12 protein-coding genes are annotated in these 16,157 nt (G+C 61.0%); 2 read left to right on the top strand and 10 right to left on the bottom strand.

Features of this window, described 5'->3' with window-relative positions; translation table 11 throughout:
- Positions 1-209: 209 nt before the first annotated feature.
- From PMX70_RS08045 to PMX70_RS08020, 6 genes are all read right to left on the bottom strand, one after another.
- Positions 210-530, bottom strand: coding sequence for an MGMT family protein (locus PMX70_RS08045; RefSeq protein WP_089572047.1), 321 nt, complete (start codon positions 528-530; stop codon positions 210-212).
- A gap of 79 nt (positions 531-609) precedes the next feature.
- A complete protein-coding gene (locus tag PMX70_RS08040; protein ID WP_117641033.1) occupies positions 610-1,464 on the bottom strand; it encodes a DegV family protein in 855 nt (284 codons plus the stop codon).
- 119 nt (positions 1,465-1,583) lie between these two features.
- Positions 1,584-2,033 carry a MarR family winged helix-turn-helix transcriptional regulator gene (locus PMX70_RS08035; RefSeq protein WP_022093866.1) on the bottom strand — a complete coding sequence of 150 codons (450 nt, stop codon included), beginning with the start codon at positions 2,031-2,033 and terminating at the stop codon, positions 1,584-1,586.
- 173 nt (positions 2,034-2,206) lie between these two features.
- Positions 2,207-2,926: a B3/B4 domain-containing protein gene (locus PMX70_RS08030; RefSeq protein WP_117563969.1), complete on the bottom strand. Its 720-nt coding sequence runs from the start codon at positions 2,924-2,926 to the stop codon at positions 2,207-2,209.
- A 227-nt stretch (positions 2,927-3,153) separates the two neighbouring features.
- Positions 3,154-4,824: a phosphoenolpyruvate carboxykinase (ATP) gene (pckA, locus tag PMX70_RS08025; RefSeq protein ID WP_271743308.1), complete on the bottom strand. Its 1,671-nt coding sequence runs from the start codon at positions 4,822-4,824 to the stop codon at positions 3,154-3,156.
- A 518-nt stretch (positions 4,825-5,342) separates the two neighbouring features.
- Positions 5,343-6,923 (bottom strand): L-lactate permease, encoded by a 1,581-nt coding sequence (locus PMX70_RS08020; RefSeq protein WP_271743306.1) that lies wholly within the window; start codon positions 6,921-6,923, stop codon positions 5,343-5,345.
- Between the two features lie 180 nt (positions 6,924-7,103).
- Between PMX70_RS08020 and PMX70_RS08015 the strand changes: the two genes are divergently transcribed.
- Entirely contained in the window at positions 7,104-8,684 is a 1,581-nt protein-coding gene (locus PMX70_RS08015) for a lipopolysaccharide biosynthesis protein (RefSeq protein WP_271743305.1), read from the top strand.
- A gap of 386 nt (positions 8,685-9,070) precedes the next feature.
- On the opposite strand, the gene PMX70_RS08010 is transcribed toward PMX70_RS08015, so the two are convergent.
- Positions 9,071-9,910: a metallophosphoesterase gene (locus PMX70_RS08010; protein WP_271743303.1), complete on the bottom strand. Its 840-nt coding sequence runs from the start codon at positions 9,908-9,910 to the stop codon at positions 9,071-9,073.
- 324 nt (positions 9,911-10,234) lie between these two features.
- Here PMX70_RS08010 and PMX70_RS08005 point away from each other — a divergent pair, with 324 nt between their 5' ends.
- Positions 10,235-11,836 (top strand): potassium/proton antiporter, encoded by a 1,602-nt coding sequence (locus PMX70_RS08005; RefSeq protein WP_271743302.1) that lies wholly within the window; start codon positions 10,235-10,237, stop codon positions 11,834-11,836.
- A gap of 325 nt (positions 11,837-12,161) precedes the next feature.
- On the opposite strand, the gene PMX70_RS08000 is transcribed toward PMX70_RS08005, so the two are convergent.
- From PMX70_RS08000 to brxL, 3 genes are all read right to left on the bottom strand, one after another.
- Positions 12,162-12,353, bottom strand: a complete 192-nt coding sequence (locus PMX70_RS08000) for a hypothetical protein (protein WP_271743301.1) — start codon at positions 12,351-12,353, stop codon at positions 12,162-12,164.
- Positions 12,354-12,380: 27 nt separating this feature from the next.
- Complete coding sequence (locus PMX70_RS07995; protein ID WP_271743300.1) at positions 12,381-13,745, bottom strand: hypothetical protein; 1,365 nt, start codon at positions 13,743-13,745, stop codon at positions 12,381-12,383.
- A gap of 74 nt (positions 13,746-13,819) precedes the next feature.
- Entirely contained in the window at positions 13,820-16,153 is a 2,334-nt protein-coding gene (gene brxL / locus PMX70_RS07990) for a protease Lon-related BREX system protein BrxL (protein WP_271743299.1), read from the bottom strand.
- Between the last annotated feature and the right edge of the window lie 4 nt (positions 16,154-16,157).

Below are 16,157 nucleotides of genomic sequence, written 5' to 3'. Positions count from 1 at the left end.
GGAGGAATGCGAATCAAACTCAACAGGGCAGGCTTTTTCATCGCCTATTGCCTGCTCCGTTGCTGAAAACAATATAGTTCACCGTGGTTTACTTTGCTGCGACAAACCGCGCCGCCATACCTTCTCCATAAGTTAACCTCGGTAAACCTGCCAAAACCACCACAAAGGGGATAGGCACCTTTGTGGTGGTTTAAGCGACGGCAGAGCCGCTAGAGCCCTGCAGGCCAGCGACAGGCGGCCAAGTCGACGTGCATGTCGTCCTTAAACGCCACACCCTCCCCTAGCAAAAGCTCACGTTGAGCATCGGGACCGCCAAAAGCAAAACCATCGCATATGCGGCCATCGGCAAACACCACGCGGTGACAGGGAATCTCGCCGGGGCGCGGATTGCCATGCAGGGCATACCCCACGTACCGCGCACTTCGTGGACGTCCAGCAAGCAGCGCCACCTGACCATACGTGGCGACCATCCCCTCGGGAATCTGCTCGACCACCTCGTACACCCGCTCAAAAAAGCCCTCAGACGCCATTGCTCGCCCCCTTCCACCCGGAATAGCATAAACCACCACAAAGGTGCCTGTCCCCTTTGTGGTGGTTTTGGCAGGTGGGCTAGTTAACGGGCTGGAAGAAGGCTACGGCTACGGCGCCGGGGCCTACATGGGTGCCGATGGTGGCGCCGATGGTGTGAACGGGCAGTTCGCCCTCGGTATGGCCAGCCCACAGTGCCGCGCTGTCCTCGATATACTTCTTGAGCACCGCATCCGAAAGGCCCGTATAGCCGAGCGCCAGCGGCATGGAAAAGTCGATGCCGCCCGCCTTTTCGACCTTCTGGTTGAGCAGGTTACGTCCGTTCTTGGAACCGCGCGCCTTGCCCAGCTGCACGATCAGACCGTCCTCGGCAGCCACCACGGGCTTTACGTTGAGCAGCGTACCCACGGCACCGGCCGCAGCAGACAGGCGACCGCCGCGCACCAGGTACTCCAGCGTCTCGAGCAGGCCGATGACGACCACGCGGTCGCGCACGGCCTCGACAGCCGCCGCAACCTGAGCCGCGCCCTGGCCCTCGTCCACCAGGCGCAGCGCATACTCGACCAGCACGCGCTCGCCCAAGGTCACGTTATTGCTGTCCACGACGAACATGTCGCCGCCCGGCGCCTCGGCAAGTGCCGTACGAGCACTCTGGTTGGTGCCCGAGAGCTTGGCGCCCACGGTAATAATCACGGCCTCATCGCCGGCCTCACGCGCTTCGGCAATCGCCTGCGAAAAGGCGTACGGGTTGACCTGACCGGTCTTGGGCAGCTCATCGCGCTCCACAAGCATCTCGTAAAAGCGCTGGTGATCGATGTCGACGCCATCCATATACACATCGGTGCCAAAGGTGACGGACAGCGGCAGAACACGCAGAGCGGGGTGCTCCGCCGGCGACATATCGCTTGCGGAATCGGTAATAATGCGGACGGACATAACGAATCCTTTCTTGCGCAGGTCCCGCGCGGGGAATTTTGACAGCAATGCCCCGGCACGGCATACGCGCTCAAACGGGACTATGCAGTTTTTAATGGGAGGCAAATGCCTTGGCGGCCTTAGATCTCACGCAGGGTGTTGAGAATCGTACGCAGCGACGCATACATCTGCTCGCGCTGCTCCACACCCATAGCCTTACCGGTGGTGTCGAGCACCTCGCGAATGATGCGGTCCGCCTCGCTCATGCTCTCGCCGCCCAGAGCGGTCAGGCGCACCGGGGCACGATACTTAACGGCCGCATCACCCGAGTCGTCGACCTCGACGTAGCCGCCCTCCTCCAGATGCGCGAGCGTGCGCGAGACGGCGGCACGGGTCACGCCTGCCATGCGAGCCAGGTCAGCGCCAGTCAGGCCGTCCTTGCTGCGCTCAAGATAGTACAGGCACATAACGTCGGAGCCCTTGAGGCCCAGCCTTGCGCCCTCGGATGTCTTAATGCGCTGGATCTCCTTGTAGAGCCCGCTGATCAGTCCGACAAAGTCCTCGAAACGTGTCTCGTCGTTCTGCTGCATGGGAGACGACCGCCTTTCGCTTACATGATGCTAACGGGTAAACATCTTAGCCGCACGAGGCAACACCCATACCCAAATATCCCATTTGTTAACCCATCAACATAAAAACCACCACAAAGGGGACAGGCACCTTTGTAGTGGTTTTGACCGGCGAACATGATCCGCAGGCGTCGCTACAGTTCCACGCAGGGATTGTCGCGGGTCACAAGCGTCTTAACGACAACCGTCGCTCCCAGATAGCGCTCAAGCAGCTCGGCTAAGCGATCGATCGCGGCCTGGCAATCCCCCATCCGCTCGGGCTCCACGCACTCAATCGCCAGGAATGCATCGGCCGAATCGTCGGACAGCGCCGTGCGAACGCCATCGCGCCAGTTCCAGCAGCGGCATACGGCGCCCGCATCATCGATATAGGCGAGCTCGCCGGGCAGCGTCGGGTCATCCGTTTCCTCGCCAAGTGGCAGGAACGCATCGCCGCCGTCAGTCACCTTCAAGCGAAGATCCCCCTCAATCGCATGCAGGTCCTCGCCGCCAACGGGCAGCGCGTAGGTCAGCGACACCGTGTTGTAGATGTCCACCGCGGGCGTAATGTGGCCCACCGGTTTGCCCTTGAGCACGCGCTTGAGCAGGTTCTCAATTGAGCAACGCGCGCCCTTTTTGGTCTTGAACAGCCGATAAGCCTCGCGCCATGCCTTGACCGGTGCGTTCTCGCTGATAGTATCGCTGGTCAGATGACGCTCCGCGTCGATATTGGCGCGGTCGAGCAACGCCGCAATCGCGTCCACGTCCTCTTGAGGAATCTGAGCCGCGGGCTTCATGCCCTTTACGACCGCAACACCGACAGCCGCCTGCGGAAATAGCTCCCAAAACGAATCCTCGGCAATAAAGCTCTTCATGCGCTCTCCCTTCATCGTGCGCGCCCGAGCGAGGGCGCCTAAACAAAAAGCGCCCTTACGACGGCCACCTTCAAAGTCCTACGGTGCCGCCACAAGAGCGCTTACGCTGCCCCCATCCGGAGAAGGGAGCGATATGTTAGGCGTATTGTAACCCGAGTCATCCGCGCGAGTAAAACCACCACAAAGGTGCCTGTCCCCTTTATGGTGGTTTTGGGTCTGAGGCGACGCTAGTGGCGAAGTCCCAGCAGGCCGTGGCCGCGATGACGGGCGTCGGCGTGCACCTGAGCGTGCGGACCGGCGGCCTTGACAGATTCGGGCAGGTGCGAGTACTTCTTCTCGAAGTTCTCCTCGAACATCACGGCCAAGTTGTGCGCGGCCTCGTCGTAGCGAGCGGTGCTCTGCCAATACTGGCGCGGCACCAGGATGCCGTCGGGCACGCCGTGGCACGTGGTGGGAATGTCGACGTTAAAGATATCGTCATGCACGAATTCGCTGTCCTCGATGGTACCGTCGAGGGCGCGGGCCACCAGGGCGCGCGTGTAGGCAAGCTCGATGCGATGGCCCACGCCGTAGCCGCCGCCGATCCAGCCGGTGTTGACCAGGTACACACGCGTGCGGCCGTCGGCGATGCGCTCACCGAGCATCTTGGCATAGACCATGGGGTCGAGCGGCATAAACGGCTCGCCAAACAGCGAAGAGAACGTGGGCGTGGGCTCGGTGACGCCGACCTCGGTGCCGGGGATCTTGGCCGTAAAGCCCGTCACGAAGTGGTACATGGCGGCATCGGCCGTCAGGCGTGAGATGGGCGGCAGCACGCCAAAGGCATCGCAGGTCAGGAACAGCACGACGCTTGGAGTGGTGCCCATGCCCTTGGTCCACGCGTTGGGAATGTGCTCCACAGGGTATGCCACGCGCGTGTTGTGCGTGATCGAGATGTCGTCGTAGTTGGGCTTGCGGTTCTCGTCGAGCACCACGTTTTCGCAGATCGCGCCAAAGCGGACAGCGTTGAAGATCTCGGGCTCGTGGAAGGCGTCCAGGCCCTCGCATTTGGCGTAGCAGCCACCCTCGATGTTAAAGATGCCCATGTCAGACCAGCCGTGCTCGTCGTCGCCGATCAGCAGGCGCGTGGGATTGGCCGAAAGCGTGGTCTTGCCGGTGCCGGACAGGCCAAAGAACACGGCGGTCTCGTGCGTGACGGGATCCATACTGGCCGAGCAGTGCATGGGCAGCACGTCGTCCTCGACGGGCAGCAGGTAATTCATGACGCTGAAAATGGACTTTTTGATCTCGCCGGAGTAGCCGGTGCCGGCGACCAGAATCACGCGCTCCTGGAAGTTAATGACCACGGCGGCGCTGGAGTTGAGGCCCTTGATGGCGGGATCGCACTGGTAGCCCGGCGCGGCGAGCACACAGAAGTCCGGCTCGCCGGTGCGTGCGATTTCACGGGCAAGCGGGCGGGCGAGCATCTGCTTAATAAAGAGCGCCTGGCTGGCACGCTCGCAGGCGACAAGCAGACGACGCGTATGGTTGCGGTCGGCACCGGCCATACCGCGAGTGACGAACACGTCGCGCTCGTTGAGATAGTCGACGATGCCGGCCTTGATGGCCTCGTAGCTCTCGACAGACAGCGGGCGGTTGACGGCACCCCAGGCAATCTTGTCGTGAACATCGGGGGTGTCAACGATAAAGCGGTCATTAGGCGAGCGGCCAGTGCGCTCCCCCGTCTCGATCACCAGCGCGCCGTTGGAGGCCATACGACCTTCGTTGCGACGGATGGCGTGCTCGACGAGCTCGGCTGCCGGCAGGTCGACCAGCAGGCGGGGCTGGTTCTCGGCAGGATCTTCGACCAGCGTAATGCCAAAGTTGGACAGAACTTCTGCAGGGGTAATACCTGGCATGGGGCCTCCTTTAAAAGCGCGACACGTGGACGAGGCGCGCACTTTACTCACGTAAAGCCCGTTGTACCCGATATGCAAAAACGTTTTTGCGGCAACGGCGAAGCGCCCGCCCAACGGTCAAAAATCGCACGCAAGCGGCCTAGTCATTGGGGACGTTTTTAAACGACTAGTCGCTGGGGACACTCTTGAACAGGCAACAACCAAGGACCGTCCCCGGATGCCGGCACAGGACCGTTTTCGTAGATTCTCTGAAGGGCTGTGGCCAAAAAATGGCAAATATGAGTACTGTTACCGTTGCGGATGCATTTATTTTGTTTATAAAAGAAGTCCTTGATGAGATTTATTCACATCAAGGACTTCTTTTATTGAACATTTGAGGAGATACAACAGCATATCCACTCGATGGATACGTCGGATAGTCTTAAAAATGGCCAAAATTGCTGCTACTGAAAAGGTATCAGTACTCATATTTGACGATTTTTGGTCACGACTCTTTAAAGACACCCTGCACGGCGGCGCTAAACAGCCTCCAGCGGCAGGCCTTGGCCGAGCATGGCGATGGCGCTCATGAGGACCAGCATGCCGGCGGCGTAGGGCAGAATGGCACCCAGAAGCTCGGCATCCTTGCCGCGCACGTGAACGGCGGCAAGACCAATGGCGAGGGTCTGCGGCGAGATCATCTTGCCAGCGGCAACACCCAGGGCGTTCAGCGCGACCATCCAGTAGTCGCTCACGCCCAGCGCCTTGGCGGCCTGGCTCTGGATGGGGCCAAACAGCATGCCTGACGATGTGCCCGAGCCAGTCACAAACGCGCCAACCGCACCGATCCACGGAGCCAGGATCGGGTACAGACCGCCGGCGACCGCAATGCAAAATGCACTGATCGAAGAGATCATGCCGGCGTAGCCCATCACCTTGGCGCAACCCAGCACCGAAAGCATGGTTATGACCGTGGGCATCATCTGCTTGACGGTCGCGGCCAGCACCTCGCCCATCATGCGCGGCGACGCACCCTGAATGGCACCACCGACAAACGCCGCCAGGAAAATCCAGACGCCCGGCGTGTTGACCCACGAAAACGTGAGCGTACCGGGGTTCTCGCCGCAATACACCTGCACGTGACTCGCAAACGGCGCGAGCGCGGCGTGCACGTCGGGCACCAGGTTGGAGGTACCCAACAGCAGCACAAAGATCAGGATGAAGCACGACCAAGCCGAAAGCGCCGACTTAGCGGTGAGCTGTTCGCCGGCCTCGATATTCATATGGAAGCGCGCATCCAGATGTCCCGACTTCTCGGTGCGCATGGCAAGCGCGGCGGTCAGCGCAAGCGACACGATGGAGCCCACGACTACGGCCAGCTCGGGACCCACAAACATGGCAACGACCAGGGCCGCACCTACAAAGGACACACCGGAAAGCAGTGCCACACCGGCAACGCCGTGCAGACGCTCGCCCACGCTCGCAACGTTGCCTTGACCATCGCTGACACGGCCCGCAACCAGCACGATAAGCAGCGGCATCGCCACAAAGAAGGGCGCGAGCTGCACCAGCTGAACGGTCGCCAAGTGCAGGGAATCCAGGCCCACCAAGTCGGCAACGGACACCGTGGGAATGCCAATGGAGCCGTAGGGCGTGGGCACGCCGTTGGCCAGCAGGCAGATGAGCACGGCGGGTACGGCCTCAAAACCCAGGCCCGCAAGCATGCCGGCAGGAATGGCAACGGCGGTGCCAAAACCGGCCATGCCCTCCATAAAGCCACCGAAGCACCAAGCCACGAGCAGCGCCAGCAGACGGCGGTCGCTGCTGATGGAGGTGATCATGCTGCCAATCACGTCCATGGCGCCCGTGCGCACACACAGGTTATACGTAAACACCGCGGCGATAATCACCAACACAATGGGCCACAGGGCCATCAAAAAGCCCTCGAGCGAGGCCGAGGCAATCTGCATCACCGGCAGGCGCCACCATGCGAAGGCGAGCACGCACGAAAGGGCGAACGAGCCCATAGCGGCCTTCCAAGCCGGCCATTTAAAGCACAGCAGCATCACGACAAGCCAGATGATCGGCACAAGAGCCAGCAAAAACGCAGCGATATCCATGGGTAAAAACTCCTTGGTACCGCGCAAGCGGTATCGGGGGGGGTCACAAAACTTCAACAGGATACAGCACGTTAACCGACAAATTACAGCCGCACGCCGAAATTATTGAACAACCTGTTCAAAAACACGAATGGACACCACCGCGACTATACTAGAGCGCAGTAAGAGAAAGGAACCGCCTTGAGTATCACGCCCCTCGATAGCATCCGCCGCGCCATCGCCCGCCGCAATGGCGTCGCCGACCCCGCCATAGCGAGCAGCGGCACCGCAAAGGCCCAGGGCGGACGCATCGAGAACGGCCTGTTCCCCGCATCGCACACTGCCGAAGAGCTCGCGCGAATCCAAGAACTAAGCCAACGTAACGCCGGCGGTCCCGACAGCAGCCAGGCCACACACCGTCGTCGCGAGCGCGATCGCCAACCCGGCCCCATCCACCGCATGGTTAACGCATGGTGGAACCGCCTGCTCGGCGCTGTCTACGGCGGCGGCTTCTCCACGCAAGAAGCCGAGTACGAAGATCACGCCACCCGTCGCGACTACCTTTGGAACACCCTGGGTACCACCGTTTGGGGCATGGCGTTTCCGCTGCTCACCATTGTGTCGACGCAACTCGTAGGCGCCGAGGAGGCTGGCAAGTTCTCCATCGCCTTTGTCACCGGCACGCTCATCATGATCGCGTGCAACTATGGCGTGCGCAACTTTCAGGTCTCGGACATCGATGAAAAAACCTCCTTCGCCTCCTATCAGCTCAACCGCTGGCTCTGCGGAGCGCTCGCGCTGGCATGCGGCCTGGTATACAGCAGCGCCCGCGGCTACGATGCGCAGATGGCCACGATCGGCCTGGGCGTCTACCTGTATAAGGTGATCGACGGCATCGCCGACGTGTACGAGGGCCGCCTGCAGCAGGCCGACAAGCTCTATTTGGCCGGCATGAGCCAAACGTTACGCTCCGTCGGCGTCATCGTGGTCTTTAGCGTGGCGCTGTTCCTTACACGCAGCATGCCCATCGCGGCCATGGCCATGGGTGTCACCGCCATCGCCTCGCTCGTGCTGGTCACCGCCCCGCTCGCCCTGCTCGAGACCGAAAAATCGCGCCGCGTGAGCCTGCGCGAGGTCGGCCACCTGTTTGTCCAGTGCGCCCCGCTCTTTGGTGCGCTGTTCCTGTTCAACCTTATCGAGAGCATGCCCAAGTTTGTGATGGAGGGCACGCTGGCCTACAAGTATCAGCTGTACTTTAATGCCCTGTTCTTTCCGGCGCAGGCTATTTTGCTGAGCATCGGATTTGTCTATAAACCGCAGCTCCTGCGTCTGTCGAGCATTTGGGGGAACCCGCGCAAGCGTCGTCGCTTTGACCTGATTATTGTTGCCGTTATCGCACTGATCGTGGTCATTACTGGAGCGTGCGCCGCATTTATGGCAGGCCCCGGCATCCCCATCATGAGCTTTATGTACGGCCTCAACTTTGAGCGCTACCGCACGCTGGCACTGCTAATGGTTGTCGCCGGCGGCGTCACCGCGGCAATCGACTTTATCTACGCCATCATCACGGTGTTGCGCCACGCCGGCGACGTAACCAAAATCTACCTGATCTGCTTTGCCGTGAGCGTGGTGCTCCCGGTGATCATGATCAACCTGCTGGGCCTGATGGGCGCCGTGGTGAGCTACCTGGCGGTCATGGCCCTACTGCTGGTGTTGCTGATAATCGAGTACGCCCACATCCGCCAGCGCATCGAGCGCGACCGCAATCCGTACGGTGCCTAACCGGTGCAATGGGGAGCTAATTTGCGATGGAATCACCCCGGCTGGGGTCTCGTTGCGGACGATTTGCGACACGCAAAACTAAGTGAGTAGACTTTTGCCGAATCCCTGACCACACAGGCAAAACACAAGTCAGTGACCTGCGGTTTTGTTGAGGCAAATTTGCCGGCTGCTCGACATTTCCAAAAAAGTCTACTCACTTAGCCAGCGGGCAGCCAAAAAAGAACCGTCGCGACGTCGTTTGACTCCGTTGCGACGGTTTTTCGAGCATTTTCGCGCTGCCGAGGACGCAGACGTTCCTCGTTTCTAGCACTTACCGAGCAAGAAGGCGCTACTCTCCGAAAGTGGTAGAAAAAGCCCCGTCCCAAATTAGCTACCCTTAGCACCGATTACTCGCCCGGGTTGATGTTCGCGTAGAACTCGGCCCCGTCGTCTAGGCGCAGGATACCTACGCGGCCAAACTCCGACCCAGTGGCGGCGGCGCAGTCGATGTCGATGCGGTCGGGCACGCCGGCGGTATCCTCGCCGCCCAGGCGCACAATCTGCCCACGGCCGGACTCCTCATCGAGCCCCGCCAGGCCGCCTACCTCGCAATAACGCCCGAGCGACACCGTTGGCGTGTGGCCGCTCACCACGACCGGACCCTTGCCCTCGGCAGAAAGCAACCCCGTCGGCGCATCCCAATAACCGTGACGAATCCACAGCAAGTCATCGGACGACTGCACGGCAAGCATCTGCTTCAGCAGTTCGCGATCGGCATCCACCGCCCCCGCACCATCGGCACAATCAACCCCATGTTCAAGCAAAAACGCCCGCGCCGTCTCGGTCTCAATACCAGCATGTACCAGCAGGTACGGTCGCTCGCCAGTCTCGGCCACCGCATAAAGCGGCAGCGTCGCCATCCAACGCACGAGCTCCTCGTACGCCTCAAATTCCATATCGTTGAGCTGCTGACGGGTAGTCCAACCGCCGTTGATATCCCAGGTCTCGGCATCGAGCGGATCCTGGCCAATGATAGCGTCGAGCATGATCTGCTCGTGATTACCCTTGAGCACGCGGGCGTTGGGCAGCGAGCGCACGAGCTTAATAACGCCAACCGGATCGGGTCCGCGATCGATCATGTCGCCCAGCACGTACAGCGTATCGTCGGACGCCAGCGAAATCTTGGACAGGGCCTCATCAAGCGCACGCACATGCCCGTGAGCATCAGATGTCACATAGATCGCCATGGAACGCCTCTCTTTACTTTGCGGCCGAAGCCCGAAGCCGCAACTAAAACTTCAAGTTGAACTTAAACGTTACCCATTGTACTCCGTTGCAATAAAGCTGGAAAGGGTTGTATACCGTCAACGGTCACCAGCGCACGCCTGCCAACCCGCGCCGCTCACGTCACGCCGTCAGGCCCGGCGCCCCGACCAGCGTCGCACACGCCGCGCCTCGTGTCGAAAATGCGCACGCCCGCAATCCAGGTCCATAAACCCACCATCTTTGGGTACAAATAACCGCAGACAACTGACCGTGCCACGCCAACCACCCAGGAGCGGACACTATCCATGAACCAGATACTTCTCTTTATCGGCCTCGTCATCATTTTGTGCCTGACCATCAAACCCGTCGGCAAAAAACTCCCCTTCCCCACCCTCCTCATCTTTATTGCGCTCGGCATGCTGCTCGGCGTCAACGGTCCGGCGCACATCGACTTTAGCGACTACGCGCTCACCGAAACCGTCTGCAGCACGGCGCTGCTATTCATCATGTTCTACGGCGGCTTTAACACCAACATCGACCGTGCCAAACCCGTCGCCGCGCCCGCTGTGCTGCTGAGCACGCTCGGCGTTATCACCACCGCCGGCATCACTGGCGTGTTCGCACACTTCGCACTGGGCTTCGACTGGATTGGCGGCCTGCTGCTGGGCTCGGTCGTGGCGTCGACCGACGCGGCGAGCGTCTTTAGCGTGCTGCGCGAGCACAACCTGTCGCTAAAGGGCGGCACCGACTCGCTGCTCGAGGTCGAATCGGGCTCCAACGACCCCGTCGCCTACATGCTCACCGCGGTACTCGCCACCCTCGCGGCGGGTGGCAACATCGACATTCCCGTGCTGCTGACCAAGCAGATCATCCTGGGCGTGGGGTTGGGCCTTGCCATCGGCTGGACATCCAGCCGTCTGATTGAGCGCGCACACGCAACGGCCGAAGGCGCGCAGACCATCTTCTTGTTCGCCGTGGCGATCGTCGCCTACGCACTGCCGAGCTACCTGGGCGGCAACGGCTTTTTGGCCGTATACCTGGCAGGCATTGTGCTGGGCGCGAGCGACATCACCGGCAAGGTCGAGATGGCGCACTTCTTTGACACCCTTACCGAGATGGCCGAGATGACGATCTTCTTCTTGCTCGGCCTGCTCGTCACGCCCGCGCGCCTGCCGCAAATGCTGCTACCCGGCCTGGCGCTCATGGCGTTTATGCTCTTTGTGAGCCGCCCCATTGCCGTTGGCATGCTACTGGCGCCCTTTAAGACGAACCCCCGCCAAGTTGCGCTCGTAAGCTGGGCGGGCCTGCGCGGCGCGGCTTCAGTCGTGTTTAGCCTCTTTGCCGTGGTGGCCGGCGTCCCCGGTGGCCACGACCTATTTGACCTTGTCTTTGTGATTGCCGTGTCGAGCATTGTGGTGCAGGGCTCGCTGCTGCCGGCGGTGGCAAAGAAGCTCGACATGATCGACGCGGAAGGCGATGTGCGCCGCACCTTTAACGATTACCGCGACGAGGACGGTATGTCGTTCGTCAAGCTCAAGGTGGGCGCGGGCCATCCGTTTGCCGGACGCTCGCTCGCGGATATTGGCAGTGCGACGGATATGCTCGTGGTCCTGGTGCTGCGCGATGGAGCGCACCCGGTGCTGCCCAACGGCGATACCGTCATCGAGGAAGGCGACCTTCTGGTAATGGCCGCCCCGACGTTTGAGGAGCGCGCCGAGGTTACGCTGCGCGAGGTCACCGTGACTCCCCACGGTCGCCTGGCCGGCCAGCGCCTGCGCGACGTGCCGCAGGGCAAGCACCCGTTTATCGTGGTAATGCTCAAGCGCGAAGGCCAGACGATCATCCCCGACGGCGACACCCAAGTCCACGCCGGCGACGAAGCCGTCATCGCCACGCTCGCGTCGTAGCGGCCAGGGACAGCCGTCCCGAATTGGCTACATTTGCGCATCAATCGCCCCGTCTGGGATCTCGTTGCGGACAATTAGTGTCTCTCAAAACTAAGTGAGTAGACTTTTGCCGAATTGCCGACCACGTCACCAAAGCACAAGTCTGTTACCTGCGGATTTGCTGAAGCAAATTTGTCGTATGCTCAGGATTTTCAAAAAAGCCTACTCACTTAGCCTGCGGGCAGTCAAAATAGAGCAATCGCAGGGTCGTTAGACTCCATTGCGACGGCCTATCGTGTATTTTCGCGCAGCTGCGGGCGCAGACACCCGTCCCAAATAAGCTACCCTAGTCATCGTCGACGGCAAAGTCGCGGAGGTCGAGGCCTTCGCGTTCGGCTCGGGCTAGGAGCTCTTGGGGCGACTCGTCCTCGATATCCATCACGTCGAGCATGGCAGCGGGAAAGCCAACGCCTGCCGCACTCCCCGCGCGGTCGAGCAGGCCCTCGCGCAGCTGGTCAACATCGACTTCGATCTTCATGGTGCAACCTCCTATCGAGCCAAGCCCCTACTCACTAGCACCGAGCACTTCCACGGCAGCAACAAAAGCCGCAACCTGCTTGTCGTCCATCTGCGTGGCCAGGCGCCCCACGGGTTCATCGTAGGCGAACTGTACCTTATCGATAAAGCAATCCCAAGCACGCTCATCCACACGCACGGCGGCCTCGCAATACTGGCTGAGCTTTTTGAGTCCATACCAAAACGCATTCACATGGCGCGCGGGGTCCTCGTCCAGCACACCTTCGTAGCGGCGCGCATTAAACTCACGCATGCGCGCCACGGCAACCTCGAGCGAGTCGCCGCCCTCGGCCGAAACCTCATCCACAAGCTCGGGAATCGGAACCTCACGGCAAACATCATGCCTGGTAGCGCCATCGTACTCGCCCACCAGCACGTCTTCGTCAAGCCGAGAATCGTAGTCTAAATAGCACGAACCCCGGCATATCCCATGCGGCGAGCCAGAGCCAAACGCACAGAACAACCCGCCGTCGGCAACAACACGACGGTAGGTCTCAAACGACTTCTTAACCTGAACGAGCAGCTCGGCAAGCAAACCGGCATCGCACGCCGTCTCGCACGCAACGCACGAAGGCTCGGGCAACAATACCGGCTCCACCGTGCTCCCCGCAACGCGGGCGGCGCGCTCGGCCCGATACGCCTGCGCCGCCAAGCGCGCTCGCTGCGCAGCGCCGCGCACGTTGGTAAGTTCGCGCTCCAACGCCACGTCACCAGCAACATCGCCAGCCAAATCGCCCGTAAACCCATCAGCGCGCTGCGGACCAGTCGCACTCAGCTCGGACTCAAACGTCGCCGTAATCATGCCGGCAAGGTCCGTTGTATCGGCGGTGCAACGCAGCTGCTCCAGCTGCGTGCATAGCAGATCGGCATCCAAGGGTGCGGCATCCACAACGCGCGCGTCACTCAGACGCGCCGCGCCCTGCAACACCAAAGCCCCCGCAGCATCGTATGCCGCACGAACCCTGTCCGCCGTATTGGCACGCAGCTTTACCTCGATAAACGCAAGCGTCTGCTCCAAGCGGGCCAACAGTTCGGCCTTGTCCTCCATACGCAAAAAGGCAGCATAGCGGCGCTCCATCTGCAGCGGGCCCACAACACCCGCCTGCTTGCGAGCGCGCGCAAGGGCCGCGCCCTCGACACGGCGAACATACCCGTCAACAGCCTGCACGGCAGAGTCGCGCGCAGCGTGCTCGGCAGCCTCGACGCCCCTAAGCACACCCAGCAGCTCGCGGGAGCGCGCCTTGCGCACCAACTCCCCACGATCGTACTGCTCAAGCGCCGTCTGACGCTTGGCCACCGATTCAAAGCCAAACAGCTCGTCGAGCAGCTCGCCAACAGAACGCTCGCCCGCCATGGCAAGGCCTCCTTACCCGAACACGCCAATACGCTCGCGGGCCCACGCGCACGCAAGCCCGCTCGCCCGCACTTCTACAGATCCAGCGCCTTCTTTGCGGCGTCGACCGGGTCGCCATCCATGTAGAACACCGGGCTCAACCCCGAAATAATCTCGGACGAAACACTCTGTAGGCCCGCGATGGCGCTCAGCGGCAAAATCACGCGCTTAGCACCAGCGTTTTTGGCCACGCGCATAATGTCCTCGAGCCCACGGATCTCGTCCATAGAACCCGACATGCGCAAGATTCCAGGAATCGCCAGCGCGGGCATCACCGGGCGGTTGCAGGCCGCGGAGCACAGGCCCACAAACTCGGCGAGCGAAACTTCTTCGGACAGGCCCTTGCTCTGCAAGTCGTTGTAGAACAGCAGGTAGTCCTTGGAGCCAATGTGCATGCCCGGCGCCACGCGGTTCGCCAGGTTCACAAAGTTGTCGAACGCGGCCTCCAGCGTATCGCGCACCGGCTTGTTAAAGGCCACGCCCTCGTGCTTAAACTTGCACTCGCCGGCAACGGCCTTGTTCTCCAGCTTGTACACGGCGACCTCGCCGCCCTGCGATCTGCCCACGCCAAACACGTGACCGGACAGCAGCGGCCCGTCGGGAATCAGCGTGTCCTCGCTCTGCTCGGGCACGCGCACCACATGCACGTCCTGCGGGTTGTCGGCATCCATATAGCCCAGGTTGACGTCGATAAACTCGACGCCCGCCATAATCTTGAGCTGCTCCTTTACGCGGCGACGGCCCTCGATGGCATAGTCCAGCAGCCAGCGCACGTCGTCCTTGTCCATGGCCTCGTCGGGGAACAGCAGCTTGGCCAGGCCGCTAAAGGTCTTGCGCACGGCGATCTCGTCGCGCTTGTTAAAGTCGCTGTTAAAGCGGAAATACCGGTCGATATGGTGCGTAAAGTCCTTGCGGCGCATCTCCTTGCAAAACTCCGACAGGCAGTCGGTGATCAGGCCGTAATGCCCGGTCAGCAGACTCGAGCGCATCTTGGGAATCTCCCAGCCCGGCAGGTAATAATGGATACGGTCGAAAAAAGCCGAATCGTTGTTAAACTCCGGCGGGAACGGATCAAACAGGTGCGTGGTCTTAAGGACGTTTTGCACAGTGTCGTTGATGTTGCCCTCAAAGACCATGGAGGCATCGGCGTTGATCTGGTCGCGGCCGCGCGCGTAGCTGCCGCTCGCCATATAGTCCTTCATGATCTGCACGGCATTGGTGTCCTTAAAGCGCATGCCGGCGACCTCGTCGAACGTCACGCAGTCCCAGTGACCCACCAAGCCCACACGGTCGGCGCGCATGGAGTTCATGCGGCCGAACAGGTTGGCCGTAGTGGTCTGGCCGCCCGAAAGCAAGATGGCGTAAGGCGAGACCTCTTTGTAGATATGGCTCTTGCCGGTGCCGCGGGGACCCAGCTCGCACAGATTGTAGTTGCGCTCGATCAGCGGCACCATGCGCTCGATAAAGTGCAGGCGCTCCTTCTCGGAAAGCTCGCTGGGCTCATAGCCAGCCGAGCGCAGCAGCATGTTGAGCCACTCGTCGCGCGTAAAGTACTGGCGCTCGTCGACCATGGCATCCAGGTCTAGATTGGGCATCTGGATGGGCGTGAGCGACGCCACACTAAACGGAGAGTCCTCGGGTCCGCGCTTTTTGCGCTTGGCCTTGGAGCGGCGCGGCGCATCGTCGCCAAAGACCTCCATGCCAAACTCGTCTTCCTCATCCAAGGGGTGACGATACTCGATGCTCATAATGCACCAAATGCCGCCTTGCAGAATCTTGGAATAGTCGCGCACGTACTCGGCCGGCATCACAAACGGCTCGATGGTCAGATTGGCAAACGACGCCACGTAAATGTCTTTGTACTCGTCGAGCTTGGCCGTCACCTTATCGATGATGGTAAAGCGGCCCAGTTCGCGGATCTTGGACTTAATGCGCTCGGACTCGTCGGGACGCACGTAGTTATCGGTGAGGATCCTGCGGATGCGCTCCAAACCCTCTGCCACGGCATCCTCGTCGTCAGTTGAGCAGTACATGCCTAGCAGGTACTCCAGCACAAAGGTGGGCACGTTGGCGCCGCGCTTCATAAGGGCCGTCAGGTCCTTGCGCACGATCTTGCCAGCAAAGTGCTCGAGCAGTTTGCCGTCCAGCCCATCCATGTCGTAGCCGTCGCCCTCGGGGTCCTCGGCCACGGCCTGGTCATAGCCATCGGTCGAGGATTCACCCTCGGCGGGCGCGGCAGCTTCAACGGGCGCGGCAGTCTCAGCCTCCGCAGCAGGCACGGCCACCCCTGTAGGCACCGCAGCCTGCTCGGGCACATCCGCATCAATCGAGGGGACTTCCCACAGATCGTCGTCATGGCTATCAAACATAGGG

This window comes from Collinsella aerofaciens (genome assembly GCF_028206795.1).
In the GTDB taxonomy this organism is placed as follows: domain Bacteria; phylum Actinomycetota; class Coriobacteriia; order Coriobacteriales; family Coriobacteriaceae; genus Collinsella; species Collinsella aerofaciens_AX.
The sequence above is the reverse complement of the archived record's forward strand: the minus strand, read 5'-3'. Positions and strand labels throughout refer to the sequence as shown.

Coding starts and splice junctions, on each gene's coding strand:
- brxL (WP_271743299.1), bottom strand. CDS start 16,153: ATGTTTGATAGCCATGACGACGATCTGTGGGAAGTCCCCTCGATTGAT.
- PMX70_RS08045 (WP_089572047.1), bottom strand. CDS start 530: ATGGCGTCTGAGGGCTTTTTTGAGCGGGTGTACGAGGTGGTCGAGCAG.
- PMX70_RS08020 (WP_271743306.1), bottom strand. CDS start 6,923: ATGGATATCGCTGCGTTTTTGCTGGCTCTTGTGCCGATCATCTGGCTT.
- PMX70_RS08035 (WP_022093866.1), bottom strand. CDS start 2,033: ATGCAGCAGAACGACGAGACACGTTTCGAGGACTTTGTCGGACTGATC.
- PMX70_RS08000 (WP_271743301.1), bottom strand. CDS start 12,353: ATGAAGATCGAAGTCGATGTTGACCAGCTGCGCGAGGGCCTGCTCGAC.
- pckA (WP_271743308.1), bottom strand. CDS start 4,824: ATGCCAGGTATTACCCCTGCAGAAGTTCTGTCCAACTTTGGCATTACG.
- PMX70_RS08030 (WP_117563969.1), bottom strand. CDS start 2,926: ATGAAGAGCTTTATTGCCGAGGATTCGTTTTGGGAGCTATTTCCGCAG.
- PMX70_RS08040 (WP_117641033.1), bottom strand. CDS start 1,464: ATGTCCGTCCGCATTATTACCGATTCCGCAAGCGATATGTCGCCGGCG.
- PMX70_RS08005 (WP_271743302.1), top strand. CDS start 10,235: ATGAACCAGATACTTCTCTTTATCGGCCTCGTCATCATTTTGTGCCTG.
- PMX70_RS08010 (WP_271743303.1), bottom strand. CDS start 9,910: ATGGCGATCTATGTGACATCTGATGCTCACGGGCATGTGCGTGCGCTT.
- PMX70_RS07995 (WP_271743300.1), bottom strand. CDS start 13,745: ATGGCGGGCGAGCGTTCTGTTGGCGAGCTGCTCGACGAGCTGTTTGGC.